The sequence below is a fragment of the Streptomyces lichenis genome (genome assembly GCF_023218175.1).
Taxonomy (GTDB): domain Bacteria; phylum Actinomycetota; class Actinomycetes; order Streptomycetales; family Streptomycetaceae; genus Streptomyces; species Streptomyces lichenis.
Map to the genome: position 1 here is coordinate 82356 of NZ_JALPTH010000002.1, position 16407 is coordinate 98762.

The 16407-nt window shown below is 73.9% G+C and carries 15 protein-coding genes; 6 read left to right on the top strand and 9 right to left on the bottom strand.

Annotated elements, in window-relative coordinates:
• The first annotated feature begins 22 nt into the window (after positions 1 to 22).
• Complete coding sequence (locus tag M1O15_RS02050) at positions 23 to 571, top strand: bacterial proteasome activator family protein (RefSeq protein ID WP_282576162.1); 549 nt, start codon at positions 23 to 25, stop codon at positions 569 to 571.
• 125 nt (positions 572 to 696) lie between these two features.
• Here M1O15_RS02050 and M1O15_RS02055 read toward each other — a convergent pair whose 3' ends face one another.
• The 4 genes from M1O15_RS02055 to M1O15_RS02070 all read right to left on the bottom strand — a co-directional run bounded on the left by M1O15_RS02055 (position 697) and on the right by M1O15_RS02070 (position 5280).
• Positions 697 to 1692 carry an NAD(P)H-quinone oxidoreductase gene (locus M1O15_RS02055; protein ID WP_248631413.1) on the bottom strand — a complete coding sequence of 332 codons (996 nt, stop codon included), beginning with the start codon at positions 1690 to 1692 and terminating at the stop codon, positions 697 to 699.
• A gap of 125 nt (positions 1693 to 1817) precedes the next feature.
• Positions 1818 to 2912 carry a potassium channel family protein gene (locus M1O15_RS02060; RefSeq protein ID WP_248631414.1) on the bottom strand — a complete coding sequence of 365 codons (1095 nt, stop codon included), beginning with the start codon at positions 2910 to 2912 and terminating at the stop codon, positions 1818 to 1820.
• On the bottom strand, positions 2900 to 4243 hold the full coding sequence (locus M1O15_RS02065) for a molybdopterin molybdotransferase MoeA (protein WP_248631415.1): 1344 nt from the start codon (positions 4241 to 4243) through the stop codon (positions 2900 to 2902). The genes M1O15_RS02060 and M1O15_RS02065 overlap by 13 nt, the downstream gene beginning before the upstream one ends.
• Positions 4240 to 5280: an NTP transferase domain-containing protein gene (locus tag M1O15_RS02070; RefSeq protein WP_248631416.1), complete on the bottom strand. Its 1041-nt coding sequence runs from the start codon at positions 5278 to 5280 to the stop codon at positions 4240 to 4242. The genes M1O15_RS02065 and M1O15_RS02070 overlap by 4 nt, the downstream gene beginning before the upstream one ends.
• 242 nt (positions 5281 to 5522) lie before the next feature.
• Here M1O15_RS02070 and M1O15_RS31565 point away from each other — a divergent pair, with 242 nt between their 5' ends.
• Positions 5523 to 6086: a DMT family transporter gene (locus M1O15_RS31565; RefSeq protein WP_248631417.1), complete on the top strand. Its 564-nt coding sequence runs from the start codon at positions 5523 to 5525 to the stop codon at positions 6084 to 6086.
• The gene (locus M1O15_RS02080; protein ID WP_248631418.1) at positions 6083 to 6409 is read left to right on the top strand and encodes a DMT family transporter; all 327 of its coding nucleotides are present in this window, start codon (positions 6083 to 6085) and stop codon (positions 6407 to 6409) included. The genes M1O15_RS31565 and M1O15_RS02080 overlap by 4 nt, the downstream gene beginning before the upstream one ends.
• Positions 6410 to 6769: 360 nt before the next feature.
• Here M1O15_RS02080 and M1O15_RS02085 read toward each other — a convergent pair whose 3' ends face one another.
• The 3 genes from M1O15_RS02085 to pdhA are packed head-to-tail and all read right to left on the bottom strand — an operon-like array spanning position 6770 to position 10427.
• Positions 6770 to 8239: a dihydrolipoamide acetyltransferase family protein gene (locus M1O15_RS02085; RefSeq protein ID WP_248631419.1), complete on the bottom strand. Its 1470-nt coding sequence runs from the start codon at positions 8237 to 8239 to the stop codon at positions 6770 to 6772.
• Entirely contained in the window at positions 8239 to 9294 is a 1056-nt protein-coding gene (locus tag M1O15_RS02090) for an alpha-ketoacid dehydrogenase subunit beta (protein ID WP_372499335.1), read from the bottom strand. The genes M1O15_RS02085 and M1O15_RS02090 overlap by 1 nt, the downstream gene beginning before the upstream one ends.
• Positions 9291 to 10427, bottom strand: coding sequence for a pyruvate dehydrogenase (acetyl-transferring) E1 component subunit alpha (gene pdhA / locus M1O15_RS02095; RefSeq protein WP_248631420.1), 1137 nt, complete (start codon positions 10425 to 10427; stop codon positions 9291 to 9293). The genes M1O15_RS02090 and pdhA overlap by 4 nt, the downstream gene beginning before the upstream one ends.
• A gap of 214 nt (positions 10428 to 10641) precedes the next feature.
• On the opposite strand from pdhA, the gene M1O15_RS02100 reads away from it, so the two are divergent.
• Both M1O15_RS02100 and M1O15_RS02105 read left to right on the top strand, forming a co-directional pair.
• Positions 10642 to 11283 (top strand): Lrp/AsnC family transcriptional regulator, encoded by a 642-nt coding sequence (locus M1O15_RS02100; protein WP_372499340.1) that lies wholly within the window; start codon positions 10642 to 10644, stop codon positions 11281 to 11283.
• A gap of 65 nt (positions 11284 to 11348) precedes the next feature.
• On the top strand, positions 11349 to 12170 hold the full coding sequence (locus M1O15_RS02105; protein WP_248631422.1) for a hypothetical protein: 822 nt from the start codon (positions 11349 to 11351) through the stop codon (positions 12168 to 12170).
• 67 nt (positions 12171 to 12237) lie between these two features.
• Here the strand turns inward: M1O15_RS02105 and M1O15_RS02110 are convergent, their stop codons facing one another.
• Positions 12238 to 12831, bottom strand: coding sequence for a TetR/AcrR family transcriptional regulator (locus M1O15_RS02110; protein WP_248631423.1), 594 nt, complete (start codon positions 12829 to 12831; stop codon positions 12238 to 12240).
• On the bottom strand, positions 12828 to 14510 hold the full coding sequence (locus tag M1O15_RS02115) for a 3-hydroxyacyl-CoA dehydrogenase (RefSeq protein WP_282576163.1): 1683 nt from the start codon (positions 14508 to 14510) through the stop codon (positions 12828 to 12830). Before M1O15_RS02115 ends, M1O15_RS02110 begins: the two co-directional genes overlap by 4 nt.
• A 123-nt stretch (positions 14511 to 14633) precedes the next feature.
• Between M1O15_RS02115 and paaN the strand changes: the two genes are divergently transcribed.
• Positions 14634 to 16328, top strand: coding sequence for a phenylacetic acid degradation protein PaaN (gene paaN, locus M1O15_RS02120; RefSeq protein ID WP_248631424.1), 1695 nt, complete (start codon positions 14634 to 14636; stop codon positions 16326 to 16328).
• Positions 16329 to 16407: the final 79 nt, after the last annotated feature.

A 16407-nucleotide genomic window follows, 5' to 3' on the forward strand; every position in this document is an offset into this window, starting at 1 on the left:
ACCTGTGCGAGAGAATGGCGGCATGGAGATGCCGAGGAATGAACGGCCGCAGGAGAGCAACCCCCAGGTCCTCGTCGTGGGACAGGACCTGATGTCGCTCGGCGGCGGCGACGGTGGCGACGAGTCGCGCGAGGTCCCGGTGACGGAGATGGTCGAACAGCCTGCCAAGGTCATGCGTATCGGCAGCATGATCAAGCAGCTTCTGGAAGAGGTACGCGCCGCGCCCCTGGACGAGGCCAGCAGGGTCCGGCTCAAGGACATCCACGCCAGCTCGGTGAAGGAGCTGGAAGACGGCCTCGCGCCGGAGCTGGTGGAGGAGCTGGAGCGCCTCTCCCTGCCGTTCACGGACGAGGCGATCCCCTCCGAGGCCGAACTGCGCATCGCGCAGGCCCAGCTGGTGGGCTGGCTGGAGGGGCTGTTCCACGGTATCCAGACCGCGCTGTTCGCCCAGCAGATGGCGGCCCGCGCCCAGTTGGAGCAGATGCGCCGGGCCCTCCCGCCGGGCGCCCCGCACGACGAGGATGACGAGGACCACCGCCCCGGCGCGGTCCGCTCGGGCCCCTATCTGTAGACGCCTCCGGGTATCCGTGGGCGGCTTCGGGCCGCCCGCCGTCCGGCATCACCGAGGCCGGGCACCCCGCGTGCGTACCGTACGCACCAGGGGTGCCGGGCCTCGGCACGTCTTCGGGAGCGGTCTCAGACCCCCGCCGCGTCCGGGTTCACCAGCGCGATCTTGCCGATGTGCGAACTGGCCTCCATGGTCCGGTGCGCCTCGGGCGCCTCCGGCATCGGGAAGGCGCGATCGACCACCGGGCGGACCGTGCCGTCCGCGATCAGCGGCCACACATGCTCGGCGACCGCGGCGATGATCGCCGCCTTCTCCGCCGGAGGACGGGCCCGCAGCGAGGTCGCGGTGATCGCGGCCCGCTTGGCCAGCAGCGCCCCGAGGTTCAGCTCCCCCTTGTTGCCGCCCTGGAGCCCGATCACCGCCAGCCGCCCGTTCACCGCGAGGGCCTTGACGTTCCGCTCCAGGTACTTGGCGCCGATGATGTCCAGGATGACGTCCGCACCCGCCCCGTCCGTCGCCTTGCGGACCTCCTCCACGAAGTCCTGCTCGCGGTAGTCGATCAGCACGTCCGCGCCCAGCTCCGCACAGCGGGCCAGCTTCTCCGGGCCGCCCGCGGTCACCGCGACCCGCGCGCCGACCGCCTTGGCCAGCTGGATGGCCATGGTGCCGATCCCGCTGCCGCCGCCGTGCACCAGCAGCGTCTCGCCGGGACGGAGCCCGGCCACCATGAAGACGTTGGACCAGACCGTCGCGGCCACCTCGGGCAGCGTCGCCGCGGTGACCAGGTCCACGCCGTCCGGCACCGGCAGCAGCTGCCCGGCCGGGACGGCCACCTTCTGCGCGTAGCCGCCGCCCGCGAGCAGCGCGCACACCCGGTCGCCGACGGACCAGCCGGTCACCCCGGGGCCCAGCGCGGCGATCCGGCCGGAGCACTCCAGGCCGGGGTACGGGGAGGAGCCGGGCGGCGGGTCGTAGAAGCCCTGGCGCTGGAGGACGTCGGCCCGGTTGACGGCCCCGGCCGCCACCTCGACCAGCACCTCGCCCTCGCCGGGCACGGGATCGGGCACCTCGGCCCAGACCAGCGCGTCAGGACCACCGGGCTCCGGAATCGTGATCGCATACATGGCCGCGAGGCTACTCCGGCCGCCCCGGCCCCGGCGGCCAGCGCGCCCCCGCGGCCATGGCGGTGACCGACCGCGAGGCTGCTCCGGCCGACCGCTCCGGCGGGGGCGGCCGTCCGGCCGTGCGGCTACTCCGGCGGAGTGGTCAGCGTCGGCGGCACGCTCGTCGCGCGCACGATGGTGATCACCCGGTCGGTGAGCTGGAGCGGGCTGGCCGCCGGATCGTCGTAACTGAGCAGCCGATGGCCCCGCAGCACGCTGATGACCAGGTCGTCGGTCTCCCGGACGTTCTTGCCGACCTCGGCCTTTATGACCGGCCGTTCGACCAGGTCGAGACCGCTGCCCTGCTGGATCAGGTCCTCCATCACGGTGCCCGCGCTCGGGCTGAGCACGGACATCCCGAGCAGCCGGCCCGCGGCGCTGGCACTGGTGATCACGGCATCGGCGCCGGACTGGCGCAGCAACGGCGCGTTCTCCTCCTCCCGCACCGCGGCGACGATCTTCGCCCCCCGGTTGAGCTGCCGGGCCGTCAGGGTCACCAGAACCGCCGTGTCGTCCCGCTGAGTGGCGATCACGACCTGCCGGGCGCGCTGGAGTTCGGCGCGCAGCAGCACATCGCTGCGGGTCGCGTCGCCGATCACCCCGGTGAAACCGTCCGCGTTCGCCGCCTCGATCACCTTGCTGCTGGGGTCGACGATGACGATCTGCTCCTTCTTCAGGCCGGTGGCGCACAGCGTCTGGATGGCCGACCTGCCCTTCGTACCGAATCCGACGACGACGGTGTGGTCGCGCAAGGTGGACCTCCAGCGGTTCAGCCGCCACTCCTCCCGGGTCCGCTGGGTGAGGACTTCGAGAGTGGTGCCGACCAGGATGATGAGGAAGAGCACGCGCAGCGGCGTGACCAGCAGGATGTTGACGAGTCGGGCGCTGTCGCTGCGCGGGACGATGTCGCCGTAGCCGGTGGTGGACAGGGTGACGGTCGCGTAGTACGAGGCGTCGAGCAGATCGACCTGCTCGTCGGCGTTGTCGAAGTACCCGTCCCGGTCCACGTAGACGATCAGGATCGTCAGCACCAGCACGGCCAGGGCCATCAGCAACCGGCGGGCGACCTGGAGCAGGGGCCGGGTGACCACCTCCGTGGGCAGCTTGATCTGGCCGCCGACCAGGTGCTCGTCGGCACGGCGGGCCATCGCGTCATGGCCGGGAAGTTTCACGTGAAACATCCTTCGGTGGTCGGCGCCCAGGGCAGCGTCAGAATTTCCAGAGTGTCGCCCGCGCGGGCCCCGGTGGGCGGGACGACCGCGAGCCCGTCCGCCACCGCGACCCCGCGCAGCATCGCGGGCCCATGGAACCGCACCGGCACGGCCACCCCGTCACCGGCCTGCCCTTCGGCACCCCGGCGCACCACCGGCACCAGCCGGGTGTCGTACGGATGCCCGGCCACCGACTCCCCTACCGCGGCCGTTCGCGAGGCGGCGGCGGTACGGCCGGCCAGCCCGCGCAGCAGCGGCGCGGCGAGGGTGAGCAGGGCGGCCACCGCGGCTAGCGGGTTGCCCGGCAGCCCGACCAGATGGCGATCCGGGGCCAGCCGGGCGAGCAGCATCGGATGCCCCGGGCGCACCTTGACCCCGTCCACCAGCAGCTCCGCCCCGGCCTCGGCGAGCACCCGGTGCAGATGGTCCACCGGGCCCGCGGCGGTGCCCCCGGTGGTGAGGACCAGATCGGCACTCGAACCCCGTACCGCATCGGCCAGCGCCTCGGGATCATCCCCGAGCCGCCGTACCGCGACCACCTCGGCCCCCAGCGACTCCAGCCAGGGGGTCAGCATCGGCCCGAGAGCATCCCGGATCAGCCCATCCCGCGGAAGTCCAGCGCCCAACAACTCATCACCCAGCACCAGGACCTCCACGCCCGGGCGCTCCACCGTCACCAGCCGGTCATACCCGGCCGCCGCCGCGAGCCCCAGCACCACCGGGGTGACCACGGTCCCGGCGGGCAGCAACTGGTCGCCGGAACGGCACTCCTGCCCGCGCGGCCGGATGTCCTGGCCATGGCCCACCGCCCGCAGCGCGTGCAACTGCCCCGCCCCGTCCATCCGCGCATGCTCGGCGCGGATCACCGCGGTCGCCCCCGACGGCAGCCGCGCCCCGGTGGCGATCCGCACCGCCGCCCCGTCCTGCAACGGCTCGGCGGACGCCCGACCGGCCAGTACGGCACCGCCATCACTGGCGGCCCAAGGCCCCGGCCCGGCGACGGCCCACCCATCCATGGCCGAGGTGTCAAAGGACGGCAGATCGGTCAGAGCGGTCAACGGATCGGCGAGCACCCGGCCCAGCGCCTGGCCCAGACCGGTGTGCCCGAAGCCCACCGGCCGGCCCGCCCCCAACCGCCCCGCCAGCGCCCGGGCCTCCCCCCAGACCGTAGCCCGATGCCGCTCCGCCCCGGCCCCCTCGCCACCCCTGGCCCTGGCCGTCCTCCGGCCACCGACCGCCCCCGGCAACGGAACAAGCAGCGCCAGCGCCTCCTCGACCCCCTCCACCTCCGACCCGGTCACGACGACCCGGCCCCCGCGGCGGGACCCGTGGGCCCGGTGGGACCCGTGGGCCCGGTGGGACCCGTGGGCCCGGTGGGACCCGTGGGCCCGGTGGGACCCGTGGGCCCGGTGGGGCCAGTGGGATCGGTGGGACCGGCCGGACCCGTGGGACCGGCCGAACCGGTGGGCCCTGCCCCCTCGTCCGCCCAGCGCGCCGCGAGGGCCGCCGCCTTCCGCGCCGCCTCGGCCACCGCCCGCGCCCCCTCCACCGAACCACCGCTCCCGGCGGCCTGGGCGGCCGCGTACCCGACCAGAAAGGTGGTCAGCGGCGCGGCCGGGCGGGCGACCCCATGCGCGGCGTCCCGTGCCAAATCCAGCAGCACGTTGGTATCCACGTCCAGTTCGACACCGAGCTCGGCCTTGACCGCGGCGATCCATTCATCCAACACGTGCCCATGCTCCCTGATCCGCGAGCGGGCGGCCGCGATGTCCTCCCAGGTGTCGCAGTCGAACGAAGCACCCTCCAACGACGTTCCCGGCCCGCTCCCGATCCGGCGCAGCACCAGCTCGTCCATCAGCAGCCGCAGCGGCAACCCCGGCAGGGTGCCGTGCTCGGCGGCCAGCAACGCGATCTCCCGCCGCAACGGCTCCGTCCGGTACGCGGCGGTCAGCGGCTGGTCCCGCCCACCCGCGTCCACCGCCAGCACACCCTCCACACCCTCGTCCGCCCCCAGCGCACCCACCAGAACCTCCACGGCCGCTTCCCCGAGGAAGGGCAGATCACCACCGAGCACCACCACCGTCTCGGCCTCGACCAACCGGAGCCCTGCCGACAGCGCCGCCAGCGGTCCACCGCCGGGCGGCTCCTCCCGCACCCACCGGACCGGCCGTACGGTGGGCCGGCGCCCTCCCACGACCACGGTCCGCCCCGCCCCCCGGCAGGCGTCGAGCACCCGGTCCAGCAACGGGCGGCCCCCCACGGTCACGGCGGGCTTGTCCACGCCCCCCAGTCGCCTGGCCGCGCCCCCGGCGAGCACCACCGCATCAAATCGGCTCACCCACCCAGTATCCCGAGCGGTCCCCCACCCCCGAACCCCGGGTCCGGCCCCACCCAGGGTGGCAGGCGATTGCCCCGCCGAAGGCGGCAGGCAAGGTGCCCCGCCAAGTAGGGGTGGGCAATGTGCCCTGCCAAAGGGGGTAGGCAAGACCCCGCACCGCTGTCCCCGGATATCGCCCCGCTCGACACCGCGAGCCCACCCGACACCACAAGCCCGACCGACACTACGAGGAGGTGCCCGCCATGCGGAAGTGGCTGCTGCTGGCCGCGGCGATCGGCCTGGAGGTGACCGCCACGCTCTCCCTGCGCGCGGCCCTCGACCAGCCCGCCTGGTACGCCCTGGTCGCGGCCGGCTATGTCGGCGCCTTTGTCATGCTCGGCATGGTGCTGCGGGCCGGGCTGGGCCTCGGTGTCGCCTACGGCATCTGGGGCGCCTCCGGGGTCGCCCTCACCGCGCTGCTGGCGACCGCCCTCTACGGCGACCCGCTGACCGGCACCATGGGCGTGGGCATCGTCCTGGTCATCGGCGGCGTGCTCTGCGTGGAGCTCGGCTCCCAGGCCGCCCAACACCGCCCGGACACACCCCACGCCCAGCGAGACGACGCCCAGCGAGACGACGCCCAGCGAGGCGACGCCCGGCGAGACGGCGGCCGACGCGGGGGCCGACAGGGCAACACCGGACAGGGCGGGGACCGACAGGGCAGCACCGGGCGAGGCGGCGGCCGACAGGGCAGCGCCGGCCGACGGAGCGGCACCGGGCAGGGCGGGGGCCGACGCGGCAGTGCCGGGCGAGGAGGTGCCGCATGACCTGGGTCTTTCTCGTGGGCGCCATCCTCAGCGAGGTGGGCGCCACCCTGTCGCTGCGGATGGCCTCCCAGCCGGGCGGCGCGCGGACGTGGTTCCTCGCCGTCGGCACCGGCTATCTGTTCGCCTTCGCCCTGCTCACCCTGGCCCTGGCCGAGGGGCTCGCCATCGGGGTGGCCTACGGGATCTGGGCCGCCGTCGGGGTGGCGCTCACCGCGCTGGCCTCACGGCTGCTGTTCCGCGAACCCCTGACCAAGGTGATGGGCCTCGGCATGGTGCTGATCGTCGCGGGCGTCCTGTTCATCGAACTCGGCGCCGCGCACTGAGGCCGACATCCGCCTTGACCACTTGACCACCGACACCCGCCTCGACCACCTGACCAGACGACGCCGCCGACCACCGCGATCGACCAGTGGGGGCTTCCGTGCTCCCGCCGTGCGGTCCTGCCTGCCGTGCTCCCGCCCCCTGCGCCCCCTTCCCTTTTGGGCAACGAAGAACGGAGCGCGATCGTGCCGTGATGGCGAGAGTTCGCCACGCCCGTCGCCGGGGCCAGGGCCGGGCGGGAGCGGCAAACGGGGCAGGCGGGAAGGCGGGAGCGGCGACGGGGGCAGGAGCGAAGGCGGGAGAGGCGTCGGCCGTCCACCGCCCCGTGGGGCCGCCGGCCGACTGCCGCTCCAGGGGCACGGTCACAGGGTGCGGAGGAGCACCGCCGGCTGCTCGACGCAGTCGGCCACGTAGCGCAGGAAGCCGCCCGCCGTACCGCCGTCGCACACCCGGTGGTCGAAGGTCAGCGACAGCTGCACGACCTGGCGGACCGCCAGCTCGCCCTGGTGCACCCAGGGCTTGGGGATGATCCGTCCCACGCCCAGCATGGCGGCCTCGGGGTGGTTGATGATCGGGGTGGAGCCGTCCACGCCGAAGACGCCGTAGTTGTTGAGGGTGAAGGTGCCACCGGTCAGGTCCGCCGGGGTCAGCGCCCCCTTCCGGGCCACCTCGGTGAGCCGGGCGAACTCGGCGGTCAGGGACTCCGCGGTGCGCCCGTGCGCGTCGCGGACGACCGGTACGACCAGTCCCCGATCGGTCTGGGCGGCGAAGCCGAGGTGCACCCCGGGGAGCCGGACGATCTCCCGGGCGGCGGTGTCCACGGTGGAGTTCAGCTCGGGGAAGCGGGCCAGCGCGGCGGTGCAGATCCGGGCGAGCAGGGCCAGCAGCGACACCTTCGGTCCGCCCGCCGCATTCATCGCGGTCCGCGCGGCCATCAGCTCGGTCGCGTCGGCGTCCACCCAGCAGGTGGCGTCGGGGATCTCCTGGCGGCTGCGGGACAGCTTGGCCGCCACCGCGCCGCGCACGCCACGCAGGGGGACGCGTTCGCCGGCGGGGGAGGGCGCGACCACCAGGGCGGGGGCGGGGGAGGGTTGGGCAGGGGACGGTTCGGTGAAGGACGGTTCGGCGGTCGGTGTCGCCTCGGCCGTGATCGCACGCTCCACGTCGGCGCGGAGGATCAGCCCGTCCCGCCCCGAGCCGGCCACCCGGCGCAGGTCGACGCCCTTGTCCCGGGCCAGCTTCCGCACCAGCGGGGAGATCACCGCGACCGGGCCGTCGGGGACCGGGACGGACGGTGCCGGAGCGGGGGCCTCCGCAGCCGGACGCAGGGTCTGGGTGGCCGACGGGGCCGAGAAAGCCGGAGAGGCCGACGGGGTCAAGGGGGCCGAGGGGGTCGACGGGGTCGGGGTGGTGGCGCTGCCGTTGACGGTGGCGGGGGCCGGGAGTGCGGGGTCATCGCGGCGTATCCGGCGGCGACGGGCGGCGGGGGCGGTGGTGCCGTAGCCGACCAGGACGTTGCCCGAGCCCTCGGCCTCGCCGCTCTCAGGGGCGGGCGCGGGGGCCTCCGGGGCCGCACCGGGCTCCGTCGCGCCGACGGCGACCGTGATCAGCGGGGCGCCGACCGGCAGCTCCTCGCCCTCGGCCCCGTACCGCGCGGTGACCACACCCCCGTACGGGCAGGGCACCTCCACCATCGCCTTGGCCGTCTCGACCTCCACCACGGGCTGGTCGATGGCGACCACGTCGCCGACCTCCACCAGCCAGCGGACGATCTCCGCCTCGGTCAGCCCCTCACCGAGGTCCGGCAGCTTGAACTCCAGCACCCGGGCCATCAGCTTCCCGCCTCCCACTGCAGTCGGGCGACCGCGTCCAGCACCCGGTCCACGCCGGGCAGATGGTGCCGTTCCAGCATCGGCGGCGGGTAGGGGATGTCGAAGCCCGCGACCCGCAGCACCGGGGCCTCCAGATGGTGGAAGCAGCGCTCGGTGACCCGGGCGGCGATCTCCCCGCCGGGCCCGCCGAAGCCGGACGACTCGTGGACCACGACCGCGCGCCCGGTGCGCCGTACCGAGGCGCAGACCGTCTCGTCGTCGAAGGGCACCAGCGAGCGCAGGTCCACCACCTCCAGGTCCCAGCCCTCCGCCTCGGCGGCCTCCGCGGCCTCCAGGCAGACCGGCAGGGACGGCCCGTAGGTGATCAGGGTGGCGCTGCGGCCGGTGCGCCGGACCACCGCGCGGCCGATCGGCGCCACGGCGGCCGGGGCCTCGGGCGACCAGTCGGCCTTGGACCAGTAGAGCCGCTTGGGCTCCAGGAAGACCACCGGGTCGTCGGAGGCGATGGCGGCGCGCAGCAGCCCGTAGGCGTCCTCGACCGTCGCGGGCGTGACCACCTGGAGCCCCGGAGTCGCCATGTAGTACGCCTCGGAGGAGTCGCTGTGGTGCTCGACGCCGCCGATCCCGCCGCCGTAGGGCACCCGCACCACGAGGGGCAGCGGCATGGTGCCGCGGGTGCGGTTGCGCATCTTGGCGACATGGCTGAGCAGTTGCTCGAAGGCCGGGTAGGCGAAGGCGTCGAACTGCATCTCGACCACCGGGCGCAGCCCGTACATCGCCATGCCGACGGCGGTGCCGAGGATGCCGGCCTCGGCGAGCGGGGTGTCCGTGCAGCGGTCCTCGCCGAACTCCTTGGCCAGCCCGTCGGTCACCCGGAACACTCCGCCGAGGGTGCCGACGTCCTCGCCGAGCACATGGACCGCCGGGTCCTCGGCCATCGCGTCGCGCATCGCCCGCTGGAGCGCCTGCGCCATGGTGGCGGGCTTCGCGGGACGCCGCGGCGCGGCCGTGGCCGCCTCGGTGGAGGCGGTCGGCGCGGTGGACGCGGGGCTCATCGGGGGTCCTCCTCGGCGTCCAGCTCGGCGCGCAGCTGTGCGGCCTGCTCCAGCAGCTGGGGGGTGGGCTCGGTGTAGACGTGCCGGAACAGCTCCATCGGATCCAGCTCCGGGTCGGCGTTCATCCGGTCGCGCAGCCGGGCCGCCATCGTCTCGGCCTGCTCGGCGGTCTCGCGGACCCCCTCCTCGTCCAGCAGTCCGCGGCCGGTCAGCTCACGCTCCAGCAGCTGCACCGGGTCGTGCTCGCGCCAGGCCGCGACCTCGCCGTCGCCCCGGTAGCGGGTGGCGTCGTCGGCGTTGGTGTGGGCCTCGATGCGGTAGGTCACGGCCTCCACCAGCGTGGGGCCGCCGCCGCGCCGGGCGCGGGCCACCGCCTCGGAGAGCACCTGGTGCACGGCGGGCGCGTCGTTGCCGTCGACCAGCCGGCCCGGTATGCCGTAGCCGACGGCCTTGTGCGCCAGCGAGGGCGCGGCGGTCTGCTTGGCGAGCGGTACGGAGATGGCGAAGCCGTTGTTCTGTACGAGGAAGACGACCGGGGCCTGCCAGACGGCGGCGAAGTTCAGCGCCTCGTGGAAGTCGCCCTCGCTGGTGCCGCCGTCGCCGACCATGGCGAGCGCCACCACGTCGTCGCCCTTGAGCCGGGCGGCGTGGGCGAGGCCGACCGCGTGCGGCAGCTGGGTGGCGAGCGGGGTGGACAGCGGTGCGATACGGCGTTCCCGCGGGTCGTAGCCGGTGTGCCAGTCGCCGCGCAGCAGGGTCAGCGCCTCGGCCGGGTCGAGACCGCGGGCCACGCAGGCGAGGGTGTCGCGGTACGAGGGGAAGAGCCAGTCACGCTCTTCGAGGACCAGGGCGGCGGCGACCTCGCAGGCCTCCTGGCCGGTGCTGGAGGGGTAGACCGCCAGCCGGCCCTGCTTGGTCAGGGCGGTGGCCTGCGCGTTGTACCGGCGGCCGCGGACCAGCTCGGCGTAGAGCCTGCGCAGCAGCTCGGGGGCGAAGCCGTCGGCCGTGTCCGTGCCGAGCACCCGGTACGGCTCGGCGTCCGGGAGCAGCGGTGCGGGGTCGGTGCGCGGCTTCCACTCCGGCGGCGGGGCGGGCCGGTACGCGGCGGCACCGGGAAGCTCCTGGACCGTCATGACTGCGACCTCCTCGTGGGAGCGGGCAAAGGACCCCGCGGGCACAAGACCCGAAGGGGGGCACGGCTGTGACGTGCCTCACCTACCGATTGTTCGGTCGTGGCGGCATTTTGGCTACAGGCACCGCCACCCTGTGGACAAACGGTTCTCCACAGCCTGGGATGGGGCCAGGTCGTCCACAACGGAGAGGCGGGGGCGCATGGGAGCTGAACAAATGGCCGACGGCCGCGAAACGAACGCGACAGGCGCCGTGAACACGGCCGGTGGCGCGAACGCGACAGGCGGGCCGAACACGACCGGAAGCCCGCACCCGACCGGAAGCCCGAACACGGCCGGCGGCACGAGCGCGAACGGCGGCACGAGCGCGAACGGTGGTGAGCCGCAGCAGCCGGCCGCGCGCCCACTGGACTCGATCGACCGCGACATCCTCCGCATACTCCAGACGGACGGCCGCGCCTCGATCCGCTCGGTGGCCGACCGCGTCCATGTCTCCCGCGCCAACGCCTACGCCCGGATCAACCGGCTCATCGACGACGGGGTGATCCGCGGCTTCAGCGCCCGGGTCAACCATGAGCGCGCCGGGCAGGGCGCCTCCGCCTACATCACCCTGAAGATCGTGCAGAACTCCTGGCGCACGGTCCGCGAGCAGCTCCGCGCACTGCCGGGTGCCGCGCACATCGCGCTGGTCAGCGGCGATTTCGACGTACTGCTGCTGGTGCACACCCCGGACAACCGCACCCTGCGCGAGCTGGTGCTCACCCGGCTCCAGGCCATCCCGGAGGTGCTCTCCACCCGGACCCTGCTGGTCTTCGAGGAGACCGACCTCAGCCGCCGGATCTCCCCCGACGAAGCGTGAACCGCCCCCGCCACATCCCTCTATGATCCGATGATCATCATCATGACTGCCAGGGGGAGCAGCCAGTGCACCGCAATGCCCGACGACGGCGAGACCGCCGCGGGGACGACCGGGACCGCGTCGGCTGCCTGGGTCTGCTGATCATGCCGCCTGCCTTCCTCGTGGGCCTCGCCGTCGCCATCCACGCGTCCCGCCACCACGAACGCCCCGACGCCGCCACCGACCCGGTGATCACCTGGATGCAGGTGGCCAGGACCGTGCTCGGCCTCGCCGCCACCGGTTGGCTGCTGTACACGTATCCACTGCGCGAGGGCGCCGGTGACGTGCTGGAGGACCGACTCGTCGAGGCCCTGGTCAGCGCCCTGATCCTGGTGGGGGTCACCCCGCTCGCGCTCACCGCGTTCGTGCTGGCGGCCCGGCCCCCTCTGCGCCCCGTCTACCGGCGGCGGCTGGGCGGCCCGCTGACCTCGCTGGGCGCACTCTTCGCCGGGGCGCTGCTGTACGGCCTGGGACCCATCCTGATGGAACAGGACCAGAACGGTGGTGGCGGTCTCCTGCTCGGCCTCGCGGCCTCCGTGCTGTTCCTGTCCGGCGGGTTGTTCAGCCTCGCCTCCGCGATCCTCGCGGTGCACCACGCCTTCCGCACGGCCGAGGTGCACGAGGTGCTGCCGCCCCTGCTCTCACCCGTACTGGTGTGGGCGATGTTCGTCGTGCAGCTCCTGGACAACCCGCCGGTCACCGCGCCGCTGTGGGTGCGGATCACCTTCCTGTTCGGTCCGCCGCTGTCGGTGACCGCGCTGGCCGCCTGGGAGCTGCGCCGGCTGCGGGTGCACCACGGACGCACCCTGCGCGGCGCGCTGGGCCGCGAACCCGCCGTGGCTGTCTAGAGGCACGCCGTCGGCTTCGGCCCGGGTGTGTTTCACGTGAAACACACCCCGGCTGTCACGTTCGGGGTCAGCCCCTCTCGCGCAGCCCGTCGAAGGCGAGGTGCACCACGGTGTCCACCACCTGCTCCCGCTCGCCGTCGGCGCCGGGGTGCGGGCGGTACCACTCGACCAGCGAGTTGACCATCCCGAACAGCAGCCGGGTGGCCAGCCGTATGTCCACGTCACGGCGGAGGTCGCCCTCGGCGGCGGCGGCCTTCATCAGGTCCGCCACCCGGTGGTCGAACTCGCGCCGCCGCTCCAGCGCCCACCGCTCGGTACGGGTGTTTCCGCGCACCCGCAGCAGCAGGGTGACGTACGGCAGCTCGTCCATCAGCACCTCGACGGTGCGGCGGGTCACGTACTCCACCCGCTCGACCGCCCGGCCCCGCACCGCGCCGGGCTCGTCGAGGACGGCGAACAGCCCGTCCAGCGCCCGGCTGACGGCCCGCCGCAGCAGTTCCTCCTTGCCCGCCACATGGTGGTAGATGGACGACTTGGAGATACCGGCGGCCTTGGAGAGGTGCTCCATCGAGGTGCCGTCGTAGCCGCGCTCGTTGAACACCCCCACCGCGACCGACAGCAGCGTCTCGGGGGTGTACGTGTCCCGCCTCGCGGTGGTCATGAGCGCCCGTCCTTCCCGGCGGCGGCCCGGAGTTCGGCGATCCGGAGGCCGGCGACCCGGCGGCGCAGCTCCTGCGAGGGGGCGTAGCGGCCGCCGGGGTACTCGTCGTGCAGCAGGAACAGGGTCTCCAGCACCCGGTCGAGCCCCAGTTCCCCGCCCCAGGCGAGCGGTCCGCGCGGGTAGTTGACGCCCAGCCGCATCGCGGTGTCGACGTCCTCGGCGCTCGCCACCCCGCGGCGTACCGCGTCCAGGGCGAGGTCGACCAGCATGGCCACGGTCCGGGTCACGATCAGTCCGGGCACGTCGGCGATCACACTGACCTGTTTGCCGAGCGCCTGGAACAGCCCGATGGCGGCTTCCAGACAGGCCGCGGGGACGCCGGCGGCCGGTCCCAGGGCGACCCGGGTGGCGGTGCGGTAGTCCAGGGCCAGGTCCAGGTGGATCTCCGGCGTCGTGGCGAGGTCGGCCGGTCCGCCGTCGGCGAGGAGGATCCGGGTGCCGCTGGGCAGTTCGATCCAGCCCGGACGGCCGCGGTCGGCGTCCTCACCCCGGTGGACCGTGATCCCGGCCGTCTCCATCAGCTCCGGCAGTACGGCGGCCGGCCCCAGGTCGCCGTGCACGGTGACGGCCTCGGGCGCGGGGGCCGGGGCGGCGGTGTGCGGGGCGGGACGGGTCTCCCCTTCCCCGTACGGATACCAGCCCTGCCCGCTCTTGCGGCCGAGCCGCCCGGACTCCACCAGCCGGCGCTGGGCCAGCGAGGGCGTGAACCTGGGGTCCTGGAAGAAGGCCTCCCAGACCGAGCGGGTGACGGCCTCGTTGACGTCCTGGCCGATGAGGTCGGTGAGCTCGAAGGGGCCCATCGCGAAGCCGCCGCTCTCGCGCAGCACCGCGTCGATGGTGGCCGGGTCGGCGGCCCGCTCCTCGTACAGCCGCAGCGCCTCGGCGTAGAAGGGGCGGGCGAGGCGGTTGACGATGAAGCCGGGGGTGTCGGCGCAGCGCACCGGCGTCTTGCCCCAGGCGGCGGCGGTGGCGTACGCGCGGTCCGCGGCCGCCTCGTCGGTGGCGAAGCCGCTGACCACCTCCACCAGCGGCAGCAGCGGGGCCGGGTTGAAGAAGTGCAGCCCCACGAACCGGCCGGGCAGCCGCAGCGCCCCGGCGATGGCGGTGACGGAGAGCGAGGAGGTGTTGGTGGCGAGCAGGCAGTCGTCGGCGACGGTCTTCTCCAGCCCGGCGAACAGCTCCCGCTTGATGTCCAGCCGCTCGGCGATCGCCTCCACGACGAGTGCGGCGTCGGCCAGGTCGGCGAGGTCGGCGGCCTCGTGCAGCCGCCCGAGCGCGGCGTCCCGCTCGTCCTCGGCCAGCCGGCCCTTGGCGACCAGCCGGTCCAGCCGCCCGCCGATGGTCCTGGCGGCCTCCCGGGCCATGCCGGGGGCGGCGTCGTACAGCCGCACCGGGTGACCGGCGAGCAGGGCGACCTGGGCGATGCCCTGGCCCATGGTGCCGGTGCCGATCACGGCGACGGTCCGCTCGCGTTCCACCGGGCCGTGCGGTGCGCTGTCCGCCGCCGCGGTTCGCTCGTTCGGGGTGTGGACGGCGCTGCCGCCGGCCCCCGCAGCACTCCGGGACTGGCCGCCGGCCCCGGTGGCGGCGGCCTCGGCCGTGGTCTCGGTGTCGGTCATGGCAGTGATCCTCCCCGATGGGTTGTCCACAGGCTCGGGAGACCCCCTTGTCCCGACCGATCGTTCGGTTACTCTAGCCGTGTCCGCCCGTCCCTGCCCAGCTCGACGAGGAGTTGGTCCGCCATGGCCGCCGCTCAGCTGACCACCGACCACCTGACCGAGAAGCACCGGCCCACCCTGGACCAGGCCCTCGAAGCCATCCGCACCCGCGCCTACTGGTCGCCGCACCCGGAGCACCCCAAGGCGTACGGGGAGGACGGCTCGCTGAGCGCCGCCGACGGTCTGGCCGCGCACCAGGCGGTGCTGGGCCGCCGCTTCGAGCTGGACCAGCCGGGGACGGACGACTGGACCGGCGGCGAGGTCTCGCCGTACGGCCCGGAGCTGGGCGTGGAGTACCCGCACGCGGACGTGGAGGTGCTGCTGCCCGCGATGCGCGCGGCGATGGGCGGCTGGCGGGACGCGGGCCCGGAGGTGCGCGCCCTGGTCTGCCTGGAGATCCTGGCCCGGATCAGCGCCCGCACCCACGAGTTCGCGCATGCGGTGATGCACACCAGCGGCCAGGCGTTCATGATGGCGTTCCAGGCGGGCGGGCCGCACGCCCAGGACCGCGGTCTGGAGGCGGTGGCCTACGCGTACGCGGAGCAGGTCCGCGTCCCGCTGGTGGCGGACTGGTCCAAGCCCCAGGGCAGGAAGGACCCGCTGGAGCTGCGCAAGTCCTTCACCCCGGTAGGCCGCGGCATCGCCCTGATGATCGGCTGCAACACCTTCCCCACGTGGAACGGCTATCCGGGCCTCTTCGCCTCCCTCGCCACGGGGAACGCGGTCCTGGTCAAGCCGCACCCGCGCGCGGTGCTGCCGCTGGCGCTGACCGTCAAGGCGGCCCGGGAGGTGCTGGCCGAGGCCGGCTTCGACCCGAACCTGGTCGCCCTCGCCGTGGAGCGGCCGGGCGAGGGCATCGCCAAGGAGCTGGCGCTCCGCCCCGAGGTGCGGATCATCGACTACACCGGCTCCACCTCGTTCGGCGACTGGCTGGAGGCCAACGCCCGCCAAGCGCAGGTCTACACGGAGAAGGCCGGGGTCAACACGGTGGTGGTGGACTCCACCGACGACTACCGCGGCATGCTCGCCAACCTGGCCTTCTCGCTCTCCCTCTACAGCGGCCAGATGTGCACCACCCCGCAGAACGTGCTGATCCCCCAGGGCGGCATCACCACCGACGCGGGCCCCAAGTCCCACGACGAGGTGGTGGCCGACCTGGCCGGAGCGGTCGGCGGGCTGCTCGGCGACGACGCCCGGGCCAACGCCCTGCTGGGTGCCCTGGTGAACCCGGACGTACGGGCCCGGCTGGAGGCCGCGCCCGAGCTGGGCGAGGTGGCGCTGCCCTCCCGCGAGGTCGCCCACCCGGACTTCCCGGACGCGGTGGTCCGCACCCCGGTGATCGTCTCGCTGGACGGCACCAAGCCCGACGCCGAGGCGGCGTACATGTCGGAGTGCTTCGGGCCGGTGGCCTTCGCCGTCCGGGTCGGTTCCACCGACGAGGGGCTGGAGCTGCTGCGCCGCACGATCCGCGAGAAGGGCGCCATGACCGTCGGCGCCTACACCACCTCGCCGGACGTGGAGCGCGCGGTGGAGGAGGTCTGCCTGGAGGAGTCGGCGCAGCTCTCGCTGAACCTCACCGGCGGGGTCTACGTGAACCAGACCTCGGCCTTCTCCGACTTCCACGGCTCCGGGGGCAACCCGGCGGCCAACGCGGCCCTGTGCGACGCGGCCTTCGTCGCCAACCGCTTCCGCGTGGTGGAAGTCCGCCGCCCCGCCTGACCCGCAAACCCGCCGCCCAGGAACCGGCCACCACACCGGCCCGGCGGCGATGCGGGAGCCGGGCGCCCTCCCGACACCG

Bases quoted from the DNA above. Each gene is read 5' to 3' on its own strand.
- M1O15_RS02050 (WP_282576162.1), top strand. From the start codon at position 23: ATGGAGATGCCGAGGAATGAACGGCCGCAGGAGAGCAACCCCCAGGTC.
- M1O15_RS02055 (WP_248631413.1), bottom strand. From the start codon at position 1,692: ATGTATGCGATCACGATTCCGGAGCCCGGTGGTCCTGACGCGCTGGTC.
- M1O15_RS02060 (WP_248631414.1), bottom strand. From the start codon at position 2,912: ATGTTTCACGTGAAACTTCCCGGCCATGACGCGATGGCCCGCCGTGCC.
- M1O15_RS31565 (WP_248631417.1), top strand. From the start codon at position 5,523: ATGCGGAAGTGGCTGCTGCTGGCCGCGGCGATCGGCCTGGAGGTGACC.
- M1O15_RS02080 (WP_248631418.1), top strand. From the start codon at position 6,083: ATGACCTGGGTCTTTCTCGTGGGCGCCATCCTCAGCGAGGTGGGCGCC.
- M1O15_RS02085 (WP_248631419.1), bottom strand. From the start codon at position 8,239: ATGGCCCGGGTGCTGGAGTTCAAGCTGCCGGACCTCGGTGAGGGGCTG.
- M1O15_RS02090 (WP_372499335.1), bottom strand. From the start codon at position 9,294: ATGAGCCCCGCGTCCACCGCGCCGACCGCCTCCACCGAGGCGGCCACG.
- pdhA (WP_248631420.1), bottom strand. From the start codon at position 10,427: ATGACGGTCCAGGAGCTTCCCGGTGCCGCCGCGTACCGGCCCGCCCCG.
- M1O15_RS02100 (WP_372499340.1), top strand. From the start codon at position 10,642: ATGGCCGACGGCCGCGAAACGAACGCGACAGGCGCCGTGAACACGGCC.
- M1O15_RS02110 (WP_248631423.1), bottom strand. From the start codon at position 12,831: ATGACCACCGCGAGGCGGGACACGTACACCCCCGAGACGCTGCTGTCG.
- M1O15_RS02115 (WP_282576163.1), bottom strand. From the start codon at position 14,510: ATGACCGACACCGAGACCACGGCCGAGGCCGCCGCCACCGGGGCCGGC.
- paaN (WP_248631424.1), top strand. From the start codon at position 14,634: ATGGCCGCCGCTCAGCTGACCACCGACCACCTGACCGAGAAGCACCGG.